This is a genomic window from Enterobacter sp. JBIWA005, assembly GCF_019968805.1.
In the GTDB taxonomy this organism is placed as follows: Bacteria; Pseudomonadota; Gammaproteobacteria; order Enterobacterales; family Enterobacteriaceae; genus Enterobacter; species Enterobacter vonholyi.
On the sequence record NZ_CP074159.1, the window covers coordinates 3,276,891 to 3,293,108 of the forward strand.

The 16,218-nt window shown below is 54.5% G+C and carries 13 protein-coding genes; 2 read left to right on the top strand and 11 right to left on the bottom strand.

Translation table 11 applies throughout. The features are described from left to right. Positions 1–2 precede the first annotated feature (2 nt). The 9 genes from nuoI to lrhA form a co-directional block, all read right to left on the bottom strand. Positions 3–545 carry an NADH-quinone oxidoreductase subunit NuoI gene (gene nuoI / locus KGP22_RS15490; RefSeq protein ID WP_003861491.1) on the bottom strand — a complete coding sequence of 181 codons (543 nt, stop codon included), beginning with the start codon at positions 543–545 and terminating at the stop codon, positions 3–5. 13 nt (positions 546–558) lie between these two features. Beyond that, a complete protein-coding gene (gene nuoH, locus KGP22_RS15495; RefSeq protein ID WP_047346615.1) occupies positions 559–1,536 on the bottom strand; it encodes an NADH-quinone oxidoreductase subunit NuoH in 978 nt (325 codons plus the stop codon). Continuing rightward, complete coding sequence (nuoG, locus tag KGP22_RS15500; protein ID WP_127731786.1) at positions 1,533–4,256, bottom strand: NADH-quinone oxidoreductase subunit NuoG; 2,724 nt, start codon at positions 4,254–4,256, stop codon at positions 1,533–1,535. Before nuoG ends, nuoH begins: the two co-directional genes overlap by 4 nt. Positions 4,257–4,311: 55 nt before the next feature. Beyond that, on the bottom strand, positions 4,312–5,649 hold the full coding sequence (nuoF, locus tag KGP22_RS15505) for an NADH-quinone oxidoreductase subunit NuoF (protein ID WP_111965272.1): 1,338 nt from the start codon (positions 5,647–5,649) through the stop codon (positions 4,312–4,314). Continuing rightward, entirely contained in the window at positions 5,646–6,146 is a 501-nt protein-coding gene (gene nuoE, locus KGP22_RS15510; RefSeq protein WP_006176513.1) for an NADH-quinone oxidoreductase subunit NuoE, read from the bottom strand. Before nuoE ends, nuoF begins: the two co-directional genes overlap by 4 nt. Before the next feature lie 2 nt (positions 6,147–6,148). Further along, entirely contained in the window at positions 6,149–7,951 is a 1,803-nt protein-coding gene (gene nuoC, locus KGP22_RS15515) for an NADH-quinone oxidoreductase subunit C/D (protein ID WP_023312537.1), read from the bottom strand. A gap of 89 nt (positions 7,952–8,040) precedes the next feature. Further along, positions 8,041–8,715 (bottom strand): NADH-quinone oxidoreductase subunit NuoB, encoded by a 675-nt coding sequence (gene nuoB / locus KGP22_RS15520; RefSeq protein ID WP_223580056.1) that lies wholly within the window; start codon positions 8,713–8,715, stop codon positions 8,041–8,043. 15 nt (positions 8,716–8,730) lie between these two features. Further along, positions 8,731–9,171, bottom strand: a complete 441-nt coding sequence (gene nuoA / locus KGP22_RS15525; RefSeq protein ID WP_014171000.1) for an NADH-quinone oxidoreductase subunit NuoA — start codon at positions 9,169–9,171, stop codon at positions 8,731–8,733. A gap of 630 nt (positions 9,172–9,801) precedes the next feature. Then, positions 9,802–10,740: a transcriptional regulator LrhA gene (lrhA, locus tag KGP22_RS15530; RefSeq protein WP_111965271.1), complete on the bottom strand. Its 939-nt coding sequence runs from the start codon at positions 10,738–10,740 to the stop codon at positions 9,802–9,804. A gap of 937 nt (positions 10,741–11,677) precedes the next feature. On the opposite strand from lrhA, the gene alaA reads away from it, so the two are divergent. Further along, a complete protein-coding gene (alaA, locus tag KGP22_RS15535) occupies positions 11,678–12,892 on the top strand; it encodes an alanine transaminase AlaA (RefSeq protein ID WP_008500204.1) in 1,215 nt (404 codons plus the stop codon). A 94-nt stretch (positions 12,893–12,986) separates the two neighbouring features. Then, on the top strand, positions 12,987–13,586 hold the full coding sequence (gene yfbR, locus KGP22_RS15540; RefSeq protein ID WP_028013935.1) for a 5'-deoxynucleotidase: 600 nt from the start codon (positions 12,987–12,989) through the stop codon (positions 13,584–13,586). 54 nt (positions 13,587–13,640) lie between these two features. On the opposite strand, the gene KGP22_RS15545 is transcribed toward yfbR, so the two are convergent. Beyond that, the gene (locus tag KGP22_RS15545) at positions 13,641–15,473 is read right to left on the bottom strand and encodes an SLC13 family permease (RefSeq protein WP_223580057.1); all 1,833 of its coding nucleotides are present in this window, start codon (positions 15,471–15,473) and stop codon (positions 13,641–13,643) included. A gap of 75 nt (positions 15,474–15,548) precedes the next feature. Further along, a complete protein-coding gene (locus tag KGP22_RS15550) occupies positions 15,549–16,208 on the bottom strand; it encodes a sugar phosphatase (protein ID WP_115875897.1) in 660 nt (219 codons plus the stop codon). Positions 16,209–16,218 lie beyond the last annotated feature (10 nt).

The window sequence follows — 16,218 nt, forward strand, 5'->3', positions numbered from 1 at the left end:
CCTTACGGTAACAGGCTCTTGACGTCGATAGGCTTAGCTTCGTTCTCTGCTTCACCCTTATCTTTGCCGTCGATTGCCATACCCGCCATCCGGTAGAAGTTATATTCCGGGTATTTGCCCGGACCGGAAATCAGCAGATCCTCTTTCTCGTACACCAGGTCCTGACGCTTGTACTCACCCAGCTCGAAGTCTGGAGTCAGCTGAATCGCCGTGGTTGGGCACGCTTCTTCACACAGACCGCAGAAAATGCAGCGTGAGAAGTTGATGCGGAAGAACTCAGGGTACCAGCGGCCGTCTACCGTCTCGGCTTTCTGCAGAGAGATACAGCCTACCGGACACGCTACCGCACACAGGTTACAGGCAACGCAGCGCTCGGAACCGTCCGGGTCGCGCGTCAGCACGATACGGCCACGGTAGCGCGGCGGCAGATATACCGGCTCTTCCGGGTACATCCGGGTTTCGCGTTTGGCAAACGCGTGCAGGCCGATCATCCAGATACTGCGTACCTGGGTACCGAAGCCTACCAGTAATTCTTTTAAGGTCATGGTCTATTGCCCCTTATGGCTGCTGCCAGAGAATGACAGCGGCCGTTACCAACAAGTTGACGAGCGTCAGCGGCAGGCACACTTTCCAGCCGAAGGACATTACCTGGTCATAACGCGGACGCGGTAACGCTGCGCGAATCAAAATGAACATCATCATGAAGAACGCGGTTTTCAGCGCGAACCAGATGAACGGCGGTAAGAACGGGCCATGCCAGCCACCGAAGAACAGCGTTACCATCAACGCGGAAATGGTGACGATACCGATATACTCGCCCACGAAGAACAGACCGAATTTCATACCGGAATATTCGATGTGGTAACCGTCGGCCAGTTCCTGTTCGGCTTCTGGCTGGTCAAACGGGTGACGGTGACACACTGCCACGCCCGCGATGGCAAAGGTAATAAACCCAAAGAACTGCGGAATAACGTTCCAGATGTCGGCCTGGTTGTTGACGATGTCGGTCATGTTGAATGAACCGGCCTGCGCCACCACGCCCATCAGGGAAAGCCCCAGGAACACTTCGTAGCTCAGGGTCTGCGCGGAAGCACGCATCGCCCCCAGCAGCGAGTATTTATTGTTACTGGACCAGCCTGCGAACAGGACCGCGTAAACCGCGAGGCCTGCCATCATCAGGAAGAACAGAATGCCGATGTTCAGGTCAGCGACCACCCAGGTCGGGCTGACCGGAACGATAGCAAACGCCAGCAGCAGCGAGGTGAAGGCGATCATCGGTGCCAGAGTAAAGATCACGCGATCCGAGAAGCGCGGGATCCAGTCCTCTTTAAAGAACATCTTGATCATATCCGCGACCAGCTGGAGTGAACCACCCCAGCCCACGCGGTTCGGTCCGTAACGGTTCTGGAACAGACCGAGCAGACGACGTTCACCAAAGCTCATGAACGCGCCGCAGGTGACCACCACCAGCAGGATTACAACCGCTTTCAGAATGCTCAGCAGGATGTCGATAAGATCCGGCGTTAACCAACTCATGCTTTTGCCTCCTGCAGATTATCAAGACGCGCACCTGCCAGAACCGGCGCGATGCCAGGCATACCCATCGGCAGACCCACCTGCCCTGCTGTCAGACTTTCAGAAATAATCAGCGGCAGGCTGATGGTCTGGCCGTCATAGCTAAAGGCGATGTTTGCACCCGCGTTAACGCCAAGCTTCGCGGCATCAGCCGGGTTAAGCTTGATGTACGGCTGCGGCATACGGGTCTGGAAGACCGGTGAACGCTGGGACAGCTCGTCGCTACCGAACAGGTGGTAGTACGGGGCAATACGCCAGCTACCGTCCTGCGCCTGGAAACTCGCCGGTACGGTGGTGAAGAAGTCCAGACCGGTTTCGGAGGCTTCAATCAGACGCACGCCCGGATCGCCGTGGCGCAGGGAGCCGCCCACTTCAGCCTGGAACTTGTTCCATGCCTGCGGGGAGTTCCAGCCCGGTGCCCATGCGAACGGGATTTGCGAACGCGGCGCAGACGGCTGGTTGTTCCCTTCCATCGAGAAGGCGAACATGGTGTCTTTATCCTGCGGCTGGCGCGGTTCGTGCACGCTGATGTTGGCACGCATCGCAGTACGGCCACTGTAACGGTGCGGTTCACGCGCCAGTTTCTGGCCGCGAATGCGGAAGCTTGCTTCAGGCGCGGCATCTTTAATGCCTGCCAGCTGAGGCAGTTTTTCGACTACCGCGTCGATAACGTGGTCGAGCTGCGTCCAGTCCACTTCACGGCTCTGCACGGTGCTGTGCAGGGAGTGCAGCCAGCGCCAGCTTTCCAGCATCACGGTGTTGCTGTCGTAGTACGCCGGGTCGTAAACCTGGAAGAAACGCTGCGCGCGGCCTTCGTTGTTGATAACGGTACCATCGCTTTCTGCGAAGCTTGCCGCAGAGAGCACCAGGTGCGCTTTGTCCATAATCGCGGTGCGCTGATGGTCAATCACCATTACCAGCGGCGCTTTGGAGAGCGCAGCGTCAACGCGAGCGGCAGATGCATGACGATGCAGGTCGTTTTCCAGCACCACCACGGCGTCAGCGGCACCGGATTCCAGTTCGCTTAAGGCTTCTTCCAGCGAGCCGCCGCCAATCATGCCCAGACCAATGCTGTTCACCGCACGGGCAATCATAGTCACGCCGACGTCCGCACCACGGCCTTTCAGGGCTTTGGCAACGTTGGCTGCCGCCTGAATGATCTCTGCGCTACCGGCGTTGGTACCGGAAATAATCAGCGGCTTCTTCGCACCTGCCAGGGCCTGAACAATCACGTCGACCTTGTTTTGCAGGTCGCGATCCAGCTCAACGGCCGGTGAGCTGTTGTCCAGCGCGTGGGCAATCGCAAAGCCGAGGCGCGCCTGATCTTCAACCGGTGCGCAGTAGGTCCACGCGGCGATATCGTCCAGACGGGTGTTGTCGACGTTGGTCACAAACAGAGGATGCTTCGCGCGCTGGCCGATGTTCAGGATTGCCGCAATCTGCCAGTCAGCCACTTTCTGCGCCGCTGCCATTTCACGTGCTTTACCCTTCACCGCCTGGCGAACCGCCAGAGCCGCGCGTGCGCCGGTCTGCGTCAGGTCTTCACCCAGCACCAGGACCGCATCATAGGATTCGATTTCGCGCAGCGCAGGGGTATGGATACCGCCTTCACGCAGCACTTTCAGTACCAGCTGCAGACGTTCCTGCTCGCCCTGGGCGATACCGGTATAGAAGTTTTCCGCCCCAACCAGCTCGCGCAGGGCGAAGTTGCTTTCGATGCTGGCGCGCGGAGAGCCGATACCGATCACTTTCTTCGACTGACGCAGAATATCTGCCGCGCCCTGCATCGCCTGTTCAGCGTTCAGGGTAATGAAGTCGTCGCCACGGCGTTGAACCGGCTGACGCGGACGGTCCTTCAGGTTCACATAGCCATAGCCGAAACGACCGCGGTCGCACAGGAAGTAGTGGTTAACGGTACCGTTGTAACGGTTTTCGATACGACGCAGTTCGCCGTAGCGCTCACCCGGGCTGGTGTTGCAGCCGAGGGAACACTGCTGGCAGATGCTTGGCGCAAACTGCATGTCCCATTTACGGTTGTAACGCTCGGAGTGGGTTTTATCCGTGAAAACGCCGGTCGGGCAGATTTCTACCAGGTTACCGGAGAATTCGCTTTCAAGCGTACCGTCTTCAGGACGACCGAAGTAGACGTTGTCATGCGCGCCATACACGCCCAGATCCTGACCGTCTGCATAGTCTTTGTAGTAACGCACGCAGCGGTAGCAGGCGATGCAGCGGTTCATTTCGTGAGAGATGAACGGCCCCAGATCCTGGTTACGGTGGGTACGCTTGGTAAAGCGATAGCGACGGAAGCTGTGGCCGGTCATCACGGTCATATCCTGAAGGTGACAGTTACCGCCCTCTTCACAGACCGGACAGTCGTGCGGGTGGTTGGTCATCAACCACTCCACCACGCTCTCGCGGAACTGTTTGGCTTCTTCGTCGTCAATCGAAATAAAAGTGCCTTCGGTGGCTGGCGTCATACAGGACATCACCAGGCGACCACGCGTGTCTTCCGCGTTTTGATATTGCTTCACCGCACACTGGCGGCAAGCACCGACGCTGCCCAGCGCCGGATGCCAGCAAAAGTACGGAATATCGAGGCCAAGAGACAGACAAGCTTCCAGCAGGTTGTCCGCCCCGTTGACTTCGTATTCTTTGCCGTCTACATGAATCGTAGCCATTAGCATGCTTCCAGTTGGCTCGGTCGAAACCGAGCGTTAATCAAAATTCTTGTCGTTACCAGCGCGCTTTAAGCAGGTTCGGCTGAATCCCATTGATGGCATGGGTATTGCTGAACGGCTGCTTGATGCCTGCTTCGAACTCGTCGCGGAAATATTTGATCGCGCTCTGCAGAGGTTCGACGGCACCCGGTGCGTGGGCACAGAAGGTTTTACCCGGGCCTAAGAATCGACACAGTTGCTCAAGCGTCTCGATATCGCCAGGCTGGCCTTCGCCACGTTCGATTGCACGCAGGATCTTCACGCTCCACGGCAGACCATCACGGCACGGTGTACACCAGCCGCAGGACTCACGAGCGAAGAACTCTTCCAGGTTACGCACCAGCGAGACCATGCCGATCTCGTGGTCGACGGCCATCGCCAGCGCCGTACCCAGACGGCTGCCTGCTTTACCAATACTTTCGAATTCCATCGGCAGGTCAAGGTGGGCTTCGGTCAGGAAGTCTGTCCCTGCCCCACCCGGCTGCCAGGCTTTGAATTTCAGGCCATCACGCATGCCGCCAGCGTAGTCTTCAAGAATTTCACGTGCGGTGGTACCGAACGGCAGCTCCCAGACGCCAGGATTTTTAACGCGACCGGAGAAGCCCATCAGCTTGGTACCGGCATCTTTGCTTGAGGAGATGCCCTGATACCACTCCACGCCGTTGGCGAGGATAGCCGGAACGTTACACAGGGTTTCGACGTTGTTTACGCAGGTCGGTTTACCCCATACGCCGGAGCTTGCCGGGAACGGTGGCTTGGAACGCGGGTTCGCGCGGCGGCCTTCCAGGGAGTTAATCAGCGCGGTTTCTTCACCGCAGATATAACGCCCGGCGCCGGTGTGCACGAACAGTTCGAAGTCAAACCCGGTGCCCAGGATGTTTTTACCCAACAGGCCCGCTTCGGTGGCTTCGGCAATCGCGCGACGCAGGTTTTCTGCCGCTTCGATGTACTCACCGCGCAGGAAGATGTAGCCACGGTACGCTTTCAGCGCGAACGCGGAAATCAGCATGCCTTCCACCAGCAGGTGCGGCAGCTGCTCCATCAGCAGACGGTCTTTATAGGTACCCGGCTCCATTTCATCGGCGTTACACAGCAGGTAACGGATGTTCATGGATTCGTCTTTTGGCATCAGGCTCCACTTCAGACCGGTGGAGAAGCCCGCACCGCCGCGCCCTTTCAGGCCAGACTCTTTTACCGCGTTAACGATGTCGTCCGGCGCCATGCCGCCAAGGGCTTTACGCGCGCCGGCATAGCCGTTTTTGCTCTGATATTCTTCGAGCCATACCGGCTGTTTGTCATCACGCAGACGCCAGGTCAGCGGATGCGTCTCAGCAGTACGAATTACAGTTTTCATTTGTACTGCTCCAGCAGGTCAGGAATCGCTTCCGGCGTCAGATGGCTGTGAGTGTCCTCATCAATCATCATGGTCGGCCCCTTGTCGCAGTTACCCAGGCAGCAGGTTGGCAGCAGCGTAAAGCGGCCGTCGAACGTGGTCTGGCCCGGCTTGATATTGAGCTTCTTCTCAATCGCAGCCTGGATGCCCTGATAACCGGTGATGTGGCAGACAACGCTGTCACAGTAGCGGATCACATGGCGGCCAACCGGCTGACGGAAGATCTGGCTGTAGAACGTGGCTACGCCTTCTACGTCACTTGCCGGAATACCCAGCACTTTCGCGATCTCATAGATCGCCCCATCCGGCACCCAACCACGCTGTTTCTGTACGATTTTCAGCGCTTCAATGGACGCCGCACGCGGGTCTTCGTAGTGGTGCATCTCGTGCTCAATGGCGGCACGTTCTGCTTCACTCAGCTCAAAAGCCTCGGTTTGTGGTTGTTGATTCTCGTGCATAATTAGCGGTCCACATCTGACATAACAAAATCGATACTACCCAGATACACAATCAGGTCAGAGACCAGACTGCCGCGGATGGCGGACGGGATCTGCTGCAGGTGCGCAAAGCTCGGCGTACGCACGCGGGTACGGTAGCTCATGGTGCTGCCGTCACTGGTCAGGTAGTAACTGTTAATACCCTTGGTCGCTTCAATCATCTGGAAGGATTCTTGCGCCGGCATGACCGGACCCCAGGAAACCTGCAGGAAGTGGGTGATCAGGGTTTCGATATGTTGCAGCGTGCGCTCTTTCGGCGGCGGCGTCGTCAGCGGGTGATCCGCCTTGAACGGGCCTTCCGGCATGTTGTTGAGGCACTGCTCAAGGATGCGCAGACTCTGGCGCAGCTCTTCCACTTTCAGCATCACGCGGGTGTAGCAGTCGGAAACACCGCCGCCCACCGGGACTTCAAAGTCGAAGTTCTCGTAGCCAGAGTAAGGACGGGCTTTACGCACGTCGAAATCAATACCGGTCGCACGCAGACCTGCACCTGTTGTCCCCCACTCCAGCGCTTCTTTCGCGCCGTAGGCAGCAACGCCCTGGGAACGACCTTTCAGGATGGTGTTACGCAGCGCGGCTTTCTCGTAAGACGCCAGACGTTTTGGCATCCAGTCGAGGAATTCACGCAGCAAACGGTCCCAGCCGCGCGGCAGATCGTGTGCCACACCGCCGATGCGGAACCAGGCCGGGTGCATACGGAAACCGGTAATGGCTTCTACCAGATCGTAGATTTTCTGACGGTCGGTAAAGGCGAAGAACACCGGGGTCATCGCGCCGACGTCCTGAATGAACGTGGAGATGTACAGCAGGTGACTGTTGATACGGAACAGTTCTGACAGCATGACGCGAATCACGTTGACGCGATCCGGCGTAACAATACCGGCCAGTTTCTCAACGGCCAGCACGTATGGCATCTCGTTGACGCAGCCGCCGAGGTACTCGATACGGTCGGTATACGGAATGTAGCTGTGCCAGGACTGACGCTCGCCCATCTTCTCAGCACCACGGTGGTGGTAGCCGATGTCCGGAACGCAGTCGACAATCTCTTCGCCATCAAGCTGAAGAATAATACGGAATGCACCGTGCGCAGACGGGTGGTTTGGACCGAGGTTGAGGAACATGAAGTCCTCGTTGTCGGTACCGCGCTTCATGCCCCAGTCTTCCGGTTTGAAGGTCAGCGCTTCCATTTCCAGATCCTGCTTGGCTTTAGTCAGCTCAAACGGATCGAATTCGGTTGCACGTGCCGGGTAGTCTTTACGCAGCGGGTGGCCGGTCCAGGTCTGCGGCATCATGATGCGCGTCAGGTGCGGATGGCCGTCGAAGGTCATGCCGAACATTTCCCAGGTTTCACGCTCATACCAGTTCGCGTTCGGGAAAAGTTTGGTGATTGTCGGCAGATGCATGTCGTTTTCAGACAATGCCACCTTGAGCATGATATCCGTATTACGGTCTATTGAGATCAGGTGGTAGAAAACGGAAAAGTCCGCAGCAGGGAGCCCCTGGCGGTGGGTACGCAGACGTTCATCCATGCCGTGTAAGTCAAACAGCATGACGTATGGTTTTGGCAATTTCTTGAGGAAATCGACAACTTCCAGCAATTGCTCACGCTTCACCCAAACAACGGGTACCCCGGTGCGGGTAGCCTGAACAGTAAAGGCATCCGGCCCAAAACGGTTGCGCAGTTCGCCAATGACTGGGTCATCCAGATGATCCCGGGTCTGCCAGGCGGCTTCTTGCGCGGTTAAGTCGGTCATATTGTTCACCATTGCAAATGGTCCGTGGTGACTGTTGAGCCTGGCTTCGCGCTATTTGAGTAGTGATATGCGAAGGTGTTCTCCAGGCCTACAGGCGCAATTTAAATTTCGTCAGGCGTACGCAGATTGGTGACGGCAATACGTTCACCACGTTTACGCTCGCGCTCAGACTGCATGTTCGCGCGATACACACCCTGATCGCCAACAACCCACGACAGTGGGCGACGTTCTTTACCGATAGACTCCTGCAGCAGCATTAATGCCTGCATGTAAGCTTCCGGACGTGGCGGGCAACCCAGGATGTACACATCCACTGGGATAAATTTATCTACGCCCTGTACGACGGAATAGATGTCGTACATACCGCCAGAGTTAGCACATGCCCCCATGGAGATAACCCATTTAGGCTCCAGCATCTGGTCATAAAGACGCTGAATAACAGGTGCCATTTTGGTAAAGCACGTACCGGCTATCACCATCAGGTCAGCCTGACGTGGGGAAGCACGCAGTACCTCTGCCCCAAAACGCGCAACGTCATGCACCGCAGTGAATGACGTCACCATTTCAACGTAGCAGCAAGAAAGGCCAAAGTTGTAAGGCCAGATGGAGTTCTTACGACCCCAGTTGACCATATCGTGCATGGCATGTTCGAGTTTGCCCATGTACACGCTTTTATTGACTTCTTGCTCCAGGGGGTCGGTTACGATCTCCTGTTTTTGCAGGGGGTAACGGTCATTCTCACCGTTAGGATCTATGCGGGTGAGCGTATAATCCATCTTATTGCCTCGCTGTTACTGCTGACGATTAGAGATACTGTTTTCCGGGTTGATGTGTTCACGACGTGAACGCGCAGGCGTCCAGTCAAGCGCGCCAATACGCACCAGATAAACCAGACCGGCCAGTAGCACTAAAATGAAAATTGCGGCCTCGACAAAGCCCACCCAACCACTTTCGCGGATGGACGTCGACCATGCGAAAAGGTAAAGCGCTTCCACGTCGAAGATGACGAAGAACATGGCTACCAGATAGAACTTGGCAGACAGGCGTAAGCGAGCGGAACCTACTGAATCAATACCTGATTCGAAAGGTGTGTTTTTGTGCCTTGCACGGGCGCGGCCGCCCAGGAACCAGCCGCCGACTAACATCAGGCAGCACAGGCCAATGGCTACAATAAGAAAGATTGCGAATGCCCAGTGATGAGCGATGACTTCTGTGGATGTTGACATACTCATTGCTTACTCATCAAAAGTGATACCAACGACACTGCTCTTGCTGGCAGATGGGCATCACATCGATTCATGGGGAGGAACAAATAACCTTACACTAACTGTCAGAAATGAGACGTAGACAGCAAAATGATGGGGTTTTTTACTCCTTTCTATAACCTATTGTCAACTTTAACAAAGGTTTCTTCACATTAAATTACATCGAGCGATTCTCATTAACATTTGGTGCCCTTTAACCCTGGTGGGTGCATGACTTTCCGTCAAATGTATGTTGTTGAATCGTGTCCGTTTCGGAAGTAAAAAAAATAACCCTCCTATTTTGACAGGATTTGCCAACGATTCCTCCCCCCAAATAGGAGTATTTTCTTGATCTGTGACACGCTTTTGTTAATTCAACCAGGAAAACGGCAACATATTTCCTGTTTTTTTAACATGAGAGGGATATGGATGAAGTTAGAACGGAAAACGGACAATATGTAAGCAAAATCATTTAGCTGATTGATAAATAGAGAGTATCCTGAAAATCCATATGCTATAAGCGGATATTATTGCTAAAAAAAAGCCACTGCATGCGAAAATCACACGAGTGGCCTTTTTTTACACTTACATTTTGTTACCAGAATTTTGAGCTGGCGATCACTCAAAATCCCCTTCAACGATCAGGGAATCATCCCCCCCTTCGGAGGTAACGCGCTCGAACTGCCACGGGTTATGGTAGTTTTCCATCGCGTCGAACACCACCTTTGCCAGCTCGTTATGGCTGGACGAATTGTGGCAGAGCAGATATTCCGTATCCGGCAGCGCAGGCAGGCCATCGGATTTTCCCAGAACGCGCAGATCGGGGCTCATCATCTCTACCGGACGCGCCGTTACACCCAGACCGGCCTTCACGGCTGCACGGACCGCTGGCAACGTGGAAGCCACATACGCCAGACGCCACGGAATGTTGGCCTCATTCAGCGCCGTGAGCACCATATCGCGAAACGGGCTCGGGTCATCCAGTAAGACCAGTGGCACCGGTTCCCCTTTTTGCAGCACGTATTCGGCTGCACAATACCAGTGCGTAGGCGATGTACGCAGCGTCAGGCAATCAAACTGCCCGGGACGATGCGTAGTCACCACCAGGTCGACTTTATTCTCATTTAACATCTCAACCATAAAAGCATTACGCTTTACGCTAACGTCCAGTGCAAGCTTCGGATAAACCGAACTGATACGATTGAGAAGAAACGGCAATATTGTATCCGCTGACTCATCAGATGCGCCTAACGTTAGCACCCCTTGTAGGTTGCTAAACATTAATGACATACATGCTTCATCATTAAAGCGAAGAATTTTCCTGGCATAACCCAGAAGCTGAATACCGTGTTCCGTTAAGAGCTTATTACGCCCATGACGCGCAAAAAGCTCTTTACCAACCAGTTGCTCCAGCCGCTGCATTTGCTGGCTGACGGCGGACTGAGTTCGGCAAACGGCGGCAGCAGCTGCTGCAAAAGTGTTGAGATCGGCGACCGCAACAAACGTTCTCAGCAGATCGAGGTCGAGATTCATTATCGGACGATTTGCATTTATCATATCTATTCACTTTCAGGTTGCTCGTGCGGAGCTGCCCGGGTTGAAGCTGTGTGTAACAGTTAAGCAATTCCCTCTGAAGGTTTTCCCTCGCATCCCGGCCCGGCAGACTGCCTGACAGATAGTTATTGTGCTGCTTTATATCAACAGTCAGAAAGCACGTTTCATGACGTTATTTTTATTCTCTTAAACGTTCAGGATATTTAGATGTTCGCAGGTTTATGTAAATTACATTAAAGGTATAACACCTTTTCTGCCATCTTTATCGCAGCGCTGTCAACGTAGCAGGAGATGTTCGACACATTCCAGCCAGAGATAACTCCAACAATAACAATCAATTAATTCGGAAAATCAGTTACAGATATACAAAAGCCGTGTATCTGCCCCCTGCTTTCCTGTAAGACATCTTAACCCAAATCCACTTTATTTATAAGTCTTATTGCAATATTGAGGATTAAAGAAGAATGTTAAGCTTCTAAACTAATTTTATTAAAATTAACTAAAGTTGCATTTTATAGGTTAATAATAAATAAATTTTAATTTAGATTAAGACCATTCATTAATGCCACTTAACATTAATTTCACATGAGTAACTTTTAGCCACATTATGCTTTTACAGGAACATTCCTCAAGCATTCAGGATTTACGAAAAGTCACTCAGGGTGATTGCTACCGTCGTCCGGCTCACCACTTATTTTATTCAGCACAATATACAGGATTTTGACAAATTAATAGCACATTCGCCCCATCTTGGTACCGTAAGTGCAACTTTAAGCCAGTATAAAAGCGAATGTGCAGCGAAAAAGATTTATCAATTTTTTGCTGCCGGCACAAAATCTTCTACTGCACACCCTTCAAAACGAAGCGAGGGGGGAGTACATTATTCCGTGCTGACTTCCACGGCAGGGAGCGGCAATAATAGCGAAAAGGTTAAAGGTTCATGTCCCCTATCGAAAAATCCAGCAAGCTAGATAACGTCTGTTATGACATCCGCGGCCCGGTTCTGAAAGAGGCAAAACGCCTTGAAGAAGAGGGCAACAAGGTTCTGAAACTCAACATTGGTAACCCTGCGCCATTTGGTTTTGAAGCGCCGGATGAAATTCTGGTTGATGTGATCCGCAACCTTCCTACTGCACAAGGCTATTGCGATTCAAAAGGACTTTACTCCGCACGTAAAGCCATCATGCAGCATTACCAGGCACGCGGCATGCGTGATGTTACCGTTGAAGATATTTATATTGGCAACGGCGTCTCCGAACTGATCGTGCAGGCGATGCAGGCACTGCTGAACAGCGGGGACGAAATGCTGGTTCCCGCACCGGACTATCCGCTGTGGACGGCTGCAGTATCCCTGTCCAGCGGTAAGGCCGTGCACTATCTTTGCGACGAGTCCTCCGACTGGTTCCCTGACCTCGATGATATTCGTGCAAAAATTACGCCCCGCACGCGCGGTATCGTCATTATTAACCCGAACAACCCGACGGGCGCGGTCTACTCAAAAGAGCTGCTGATGGAGATAGTCGAGCTCGCCCGCCAGCACAACCTGATCATCTTCGCCGACGAAATTTACGACAAGATTCTGTACGACGCGGCGCAGCACCACTCAATCGCCGCGCTGGCCCCGGACCTGCTCACCGTCACCTTTAACGGCCTGTCCAAAACCTACCGCGTGGCCGGTTTCCGTCAGGGCTGGATGGTACTGAACGGTCCGAAAAAGCACGCCAAAGGCTATATTGAAGGGCTGGAGATGCTGGCTTCCATGCGTTTATGCGCCAACGTTCCGGCACAGCACGCGATCCAGACCGCACTCGGCGGCTATCAGAGCATTAGCGAGTTTATCGTGCCCGGTGGTCGCCTGTACGAACAGCGTAACCGCGCGTGGGAGCTGATCAACGATATTCCGGGGGTTTCCTGCGTGAAGCCGAATGGGGCGCTCTATATGTTCCCGAAAATTGACGCGAAGCGCTTCAATATTCACGATGATCAGAAAATGGTGCTTGATTTCCTGCTGCAGGAAAAAGTGCTGCTGGTCCAGGGCACGGCGTTTAACTGGCCGTGGCCGGATCATGTGCGCATCGTGACGCTGCCGCGCGAAGATGACCTCGAAATGGCCATCAGCCGCTTTGGTCGCTTCCTCTCTGGATACCATCAGTAATCTTAAAATCAGGCTACTTCGGTAGCCTGATTTGCATCTTCCCTCCCCTCCCCGCACAATGAACGCCTGTCGCAGTGAAGACAAAAGGTAACCTATGAGTCAGAGTCATTTCTTTGCCCACCTATCCCGCCTGAAACTCATCAACCGCTGGCCGCTGATGCGCAATGTCCGCACGGAAAATGTGTCAGAGCACAGCCTGCAGGTTGCGATGGTTGCTCACGCGCTGGCCGCCATTAAAAACCGCAAATTCAACGGTCAGGTCAATGCAGAGCGCATTGCACTGCTGGCGATGTACCATGATGCGTCAGAAGTGCTGACCGGCGATCTGCCTACGCCGGTGAAATATTTCAACTCGCAGATTGCGCAGGAATATAAGGCCATCGAGAAAATTGCCCAGCAGAAGCTGATTGAGATGGTGCCGGAAGAGCTGCGCGACATCTTTGAGCCGCTCATCGATGAGCATCAGTACACGGAAGATGAAAAGTCGCTCGTCAAGCAGGCGGACGCGCTTTGTGCCTATCTGAAGTGTCTCGAAGAGCTGTCCGCAGGGAATAACGAATTTTTGCTGGCAAAAACGCGCCTGGAAAAAACGCTGGAATCCCGCCGCAGCGAAGAGATGGATTACTTTATGCAGGTGTTTGTACCGAGCTTCCATTTATCGCTGGATGAGATTAGCCAGGATTCGCCGTTGTAATTTTTCGCCGGGTGGCGGCTTCGCCTTACCCGGCCTACGTTTCTATGCTCACGCTTAAAACGGAAACAGGACCGGTATCAATACCACGCACACCACCATCACCAGCACGGTGAACGGCACGCCCAGCTTTACGAAATCGCTGAATCGATAGTTCCCCGGCCCCAGCACCAGCGTGTTTACCGGAGAAGAGACCGGCGTCATAAATGCCGCGGAAGCGGCCATCGCCACCATCATCGCAAACGGGTACGGCGAAACGCCCATGGACTTTGCCATCGCCAGCGCGATAGGCGCCATCAGAACCGCCGTCGCGGTATTCGAGATAAACAGACCGATGGTGGCGCACATGATAAATAAACAGACCATCATCATGTACGGCCCATACCCGCCGCCAACGTCCATTAAGCCTTTAACGATCAGATCCACCCCGCCGGTTTTTTGCAGCGCCAGGGCGAAGGGCATCATTCCGACAATGAGAATTATGCTCGGCCAGTGAATGGCTTTATAAGCGCTTTCGGCGTCAATGCAGCGGAATTTGCCCATCAACAGGCAGGCGATAATTGCGGCGACCGGATTGGGGATCTCATCGGTCAGCATCAGCGCCACCATCAGCACCAGACAAAAAATAGCGTGAGGCGCCTGGCTGTGCGCAGGCGACGCGTCGCTCTCCTCAACAGGCATGTTGAGCACCACAAAATCGCGTCCTTTTTGCCCTAGCTGGCTAATCAGCTTCCAGTTACCGACAACCAGGAAGATGTCGCCCAGCAGGATCGGCTCATCGACTACCGCCCCTTCCATCGCCACGCCATCGCGCTTCAGCCCCACGACGTTAAGGCCATAACGGGTACGGAATCCCATTTCCCGCACGGTTTTACCTAACAGTTCCGACTCCGGGATTAGCGACACCTCGGCCATGCCGACATCCAGCGCCTGATCGGAGAAATACTCCCCGCGAAGCACCATAGGTTCCAGCAGCTGTTCGCTGCAAAAATCGCGCAGGTCCACGTCCGCGGTGGACATATCAATCAGCAGGACGTCACGCGCGCGGAATTCCGACACCCCGTTGACGTTAACGATCACTCGACGAAAACGTCGCCAGCGCTCTACGCCAATCACATTCGCGCCATAGCGCTCACGCAGTTTCAGATCATCAAGCCGCTGCCCAACCATCGGCGAGCCGGGGCGAATAGCCAGACGGCGCGCGCGCCCGGTAAGGCGGTACTCTTTAATCAAATCGCGGAAGGTGCGTCGCTTCCATCCTTCTTTATTTTTGTCCTGTTTTTCACCGTTAAGGGCAAAACGGGTCAGCAGCATGTAGACCACGCCCATTACAAGAATAACCAGCCCAAGCGGGGTGACGCTGAAAAAACTGAAGCCCTCAAATCCTTCCCGGATCAGCTCGCTGTTGACGACCAGGTTCGGCGGCGTTGCCACCAGCGTCATCATTCCGCTGATCAAACCGGCGAAACTCAGGGGCATCATCAGGCGCGACGGCGAGCTCTGCATCCGCATGGAAACGCTCAGCACCACCGGGATAAAGATGGCGACCACGCCCGTGGAGCTCATAAACGCCCCCAGTCCGGCGACGGTCACCATCAGGTAGATCAGCATTTTGGTTTCGCTGCTGCCCGCCACTTTCACTAGCCACGACCCCACAATGGTCGCCACGCCGGTGCGCACCAGCCCATCACCAATAATAAACAGGGCTGCAATCAGGATAACGTTGGGATCGCTAAACCCGGAGAAGGCTTCCGGCAGCGTGAGCGTACCGCTCAGCACAAACGCGACGATGACAAACAAGGCGACGGCGTCCATGCGTACCTTGCCCGTTGCAAAAAGAAGGATGGCGATTAAAAGCAGGCTCAGGACCCAAATCAGTTCACCGTTCACAACATGTCCTTGTCAGTGGGAGATGAGAAATTTTGCCATAAAAAAGCCCCATCAGCGTGGGGCTATATCATGGGTTTACATTTTTAGCGAGACGGTTACAACACCATCAGAGGCTTTCGAAACAGCCAGTGCCGTTAGTGAATCGAGCACCAAATCTGCCTCCTCCAGGCGGGGAGATCCCGCCGGAACGTTAACGGCGATGACGTGGCTCCCTGCGTTCAGCCCGGCCAGTACGCCAGCCGCCGCATCTTCCACCACCACGCACTCTGCCGGGTCGAGGCCCAGCAGTTCAGCGCCCAGTAAAAATGCATCAGGTTCCGGTTTACCCCGCTTCACGCGCTCCGCCGTAATAAACACGTCAGGCGTCGGCAACCCTGCCGCCTTGTGTCGGGCGTGGGCAACCGGTACGGAACCGGAGGTGACGATAGCCCACGGGATCTGCGCCTCGTTCAAATGCTCAAGCAGTTCGCGCGCGCCCGGTAATGCGGTGATGCCGTCAGTATCGGTGGCTTCAATATGCTCCAGGTATTTGAACTCCGCCTGAATTTCGTCCTCAGTACGTCCGGCCAGGAAGTGCCGTAGCGAGGTAATGGCCTGTTTGCCATGGATAAAATTCAGCACGTCCTGATGGTCGATGCCATGTCTGTCAGCCCAATGGCACCATGAACGCTCCACAACCGGCAGCGAGTCCACCAGCGTACCGTCCAGATCAAACAGAAAACCTCTACACTGCACACGCACCTCC

Coding starts and splice junctions, on each gene's coding strand:
- nuoI (WP_003861491.1), bottom strand. CDS start 545: ATGACCTTAAAAGAATTACTGGTAGGCTTCGGTACCCAGGTACGCAGT.
- nuoH (WP_047346615.1), bottom strand. CDS start 1,536: ATGAGTTGGTTAACGCCGGATCTTATCGACATCCTGCTGAGCATTCTG.
- nuoG (WP_127731786.1), bottom strand. CDS start 4,256: ATGGCTACGATTCATGTAGACGGCAAAGAATACGAAGTCAACGGGGCG.
- nuoF (WP_111965272.1), bottom strand. CDS start 5,649: ATGAAAACTGTAATTCGTACTGCTGAGACGCATCCGCTGACCTGGCGT.
- nuoE (WP_006176513.1), bottom strand. CDS start 6,146: ATGCACGAGAATCAACAACCACAAACCGAGGCTTTTGAGCTGAGTGAA.
- nuoC (WP_023312537.1), bottom strand. CDS start 7,951: ATGGTGAACAATATGACCGACTTAACCGCGCAAGAAGCCGCCTGGCAG.
- nuoB (WP_223580056.1), bottom strand. CDS start 8,715: ATGGATTATACGCTCACCCGCATAGATCCTAACGGTGAGAATGACCGT.
- nuoA (WP_014171000.1), bottom strand. CDS start 9,171: ATGAGTATGTCAACATCCACAGAAGTCATCGCTCATCACTGGGCATTC.
- lrhA (WP_111965271.1), bottom strand. CDS start 10,740: ATGATAAATGCAAATCGTCCGATAATGAATCTCGACCTCGATCTGCTG.
- alaA (WP_008500204.1), top strand. CDS start 11,678: ATGTCCCCTATCGAAAAATCCAGCAAGCTAGATAACGTCTGTTATGAC.
- yfbR (WP_028013935.1), top strand. CDS start 12,987: ATGAGTCAGAGTCATTTCTTTGCCCACCTATCCCGCCTGAAACTCATC.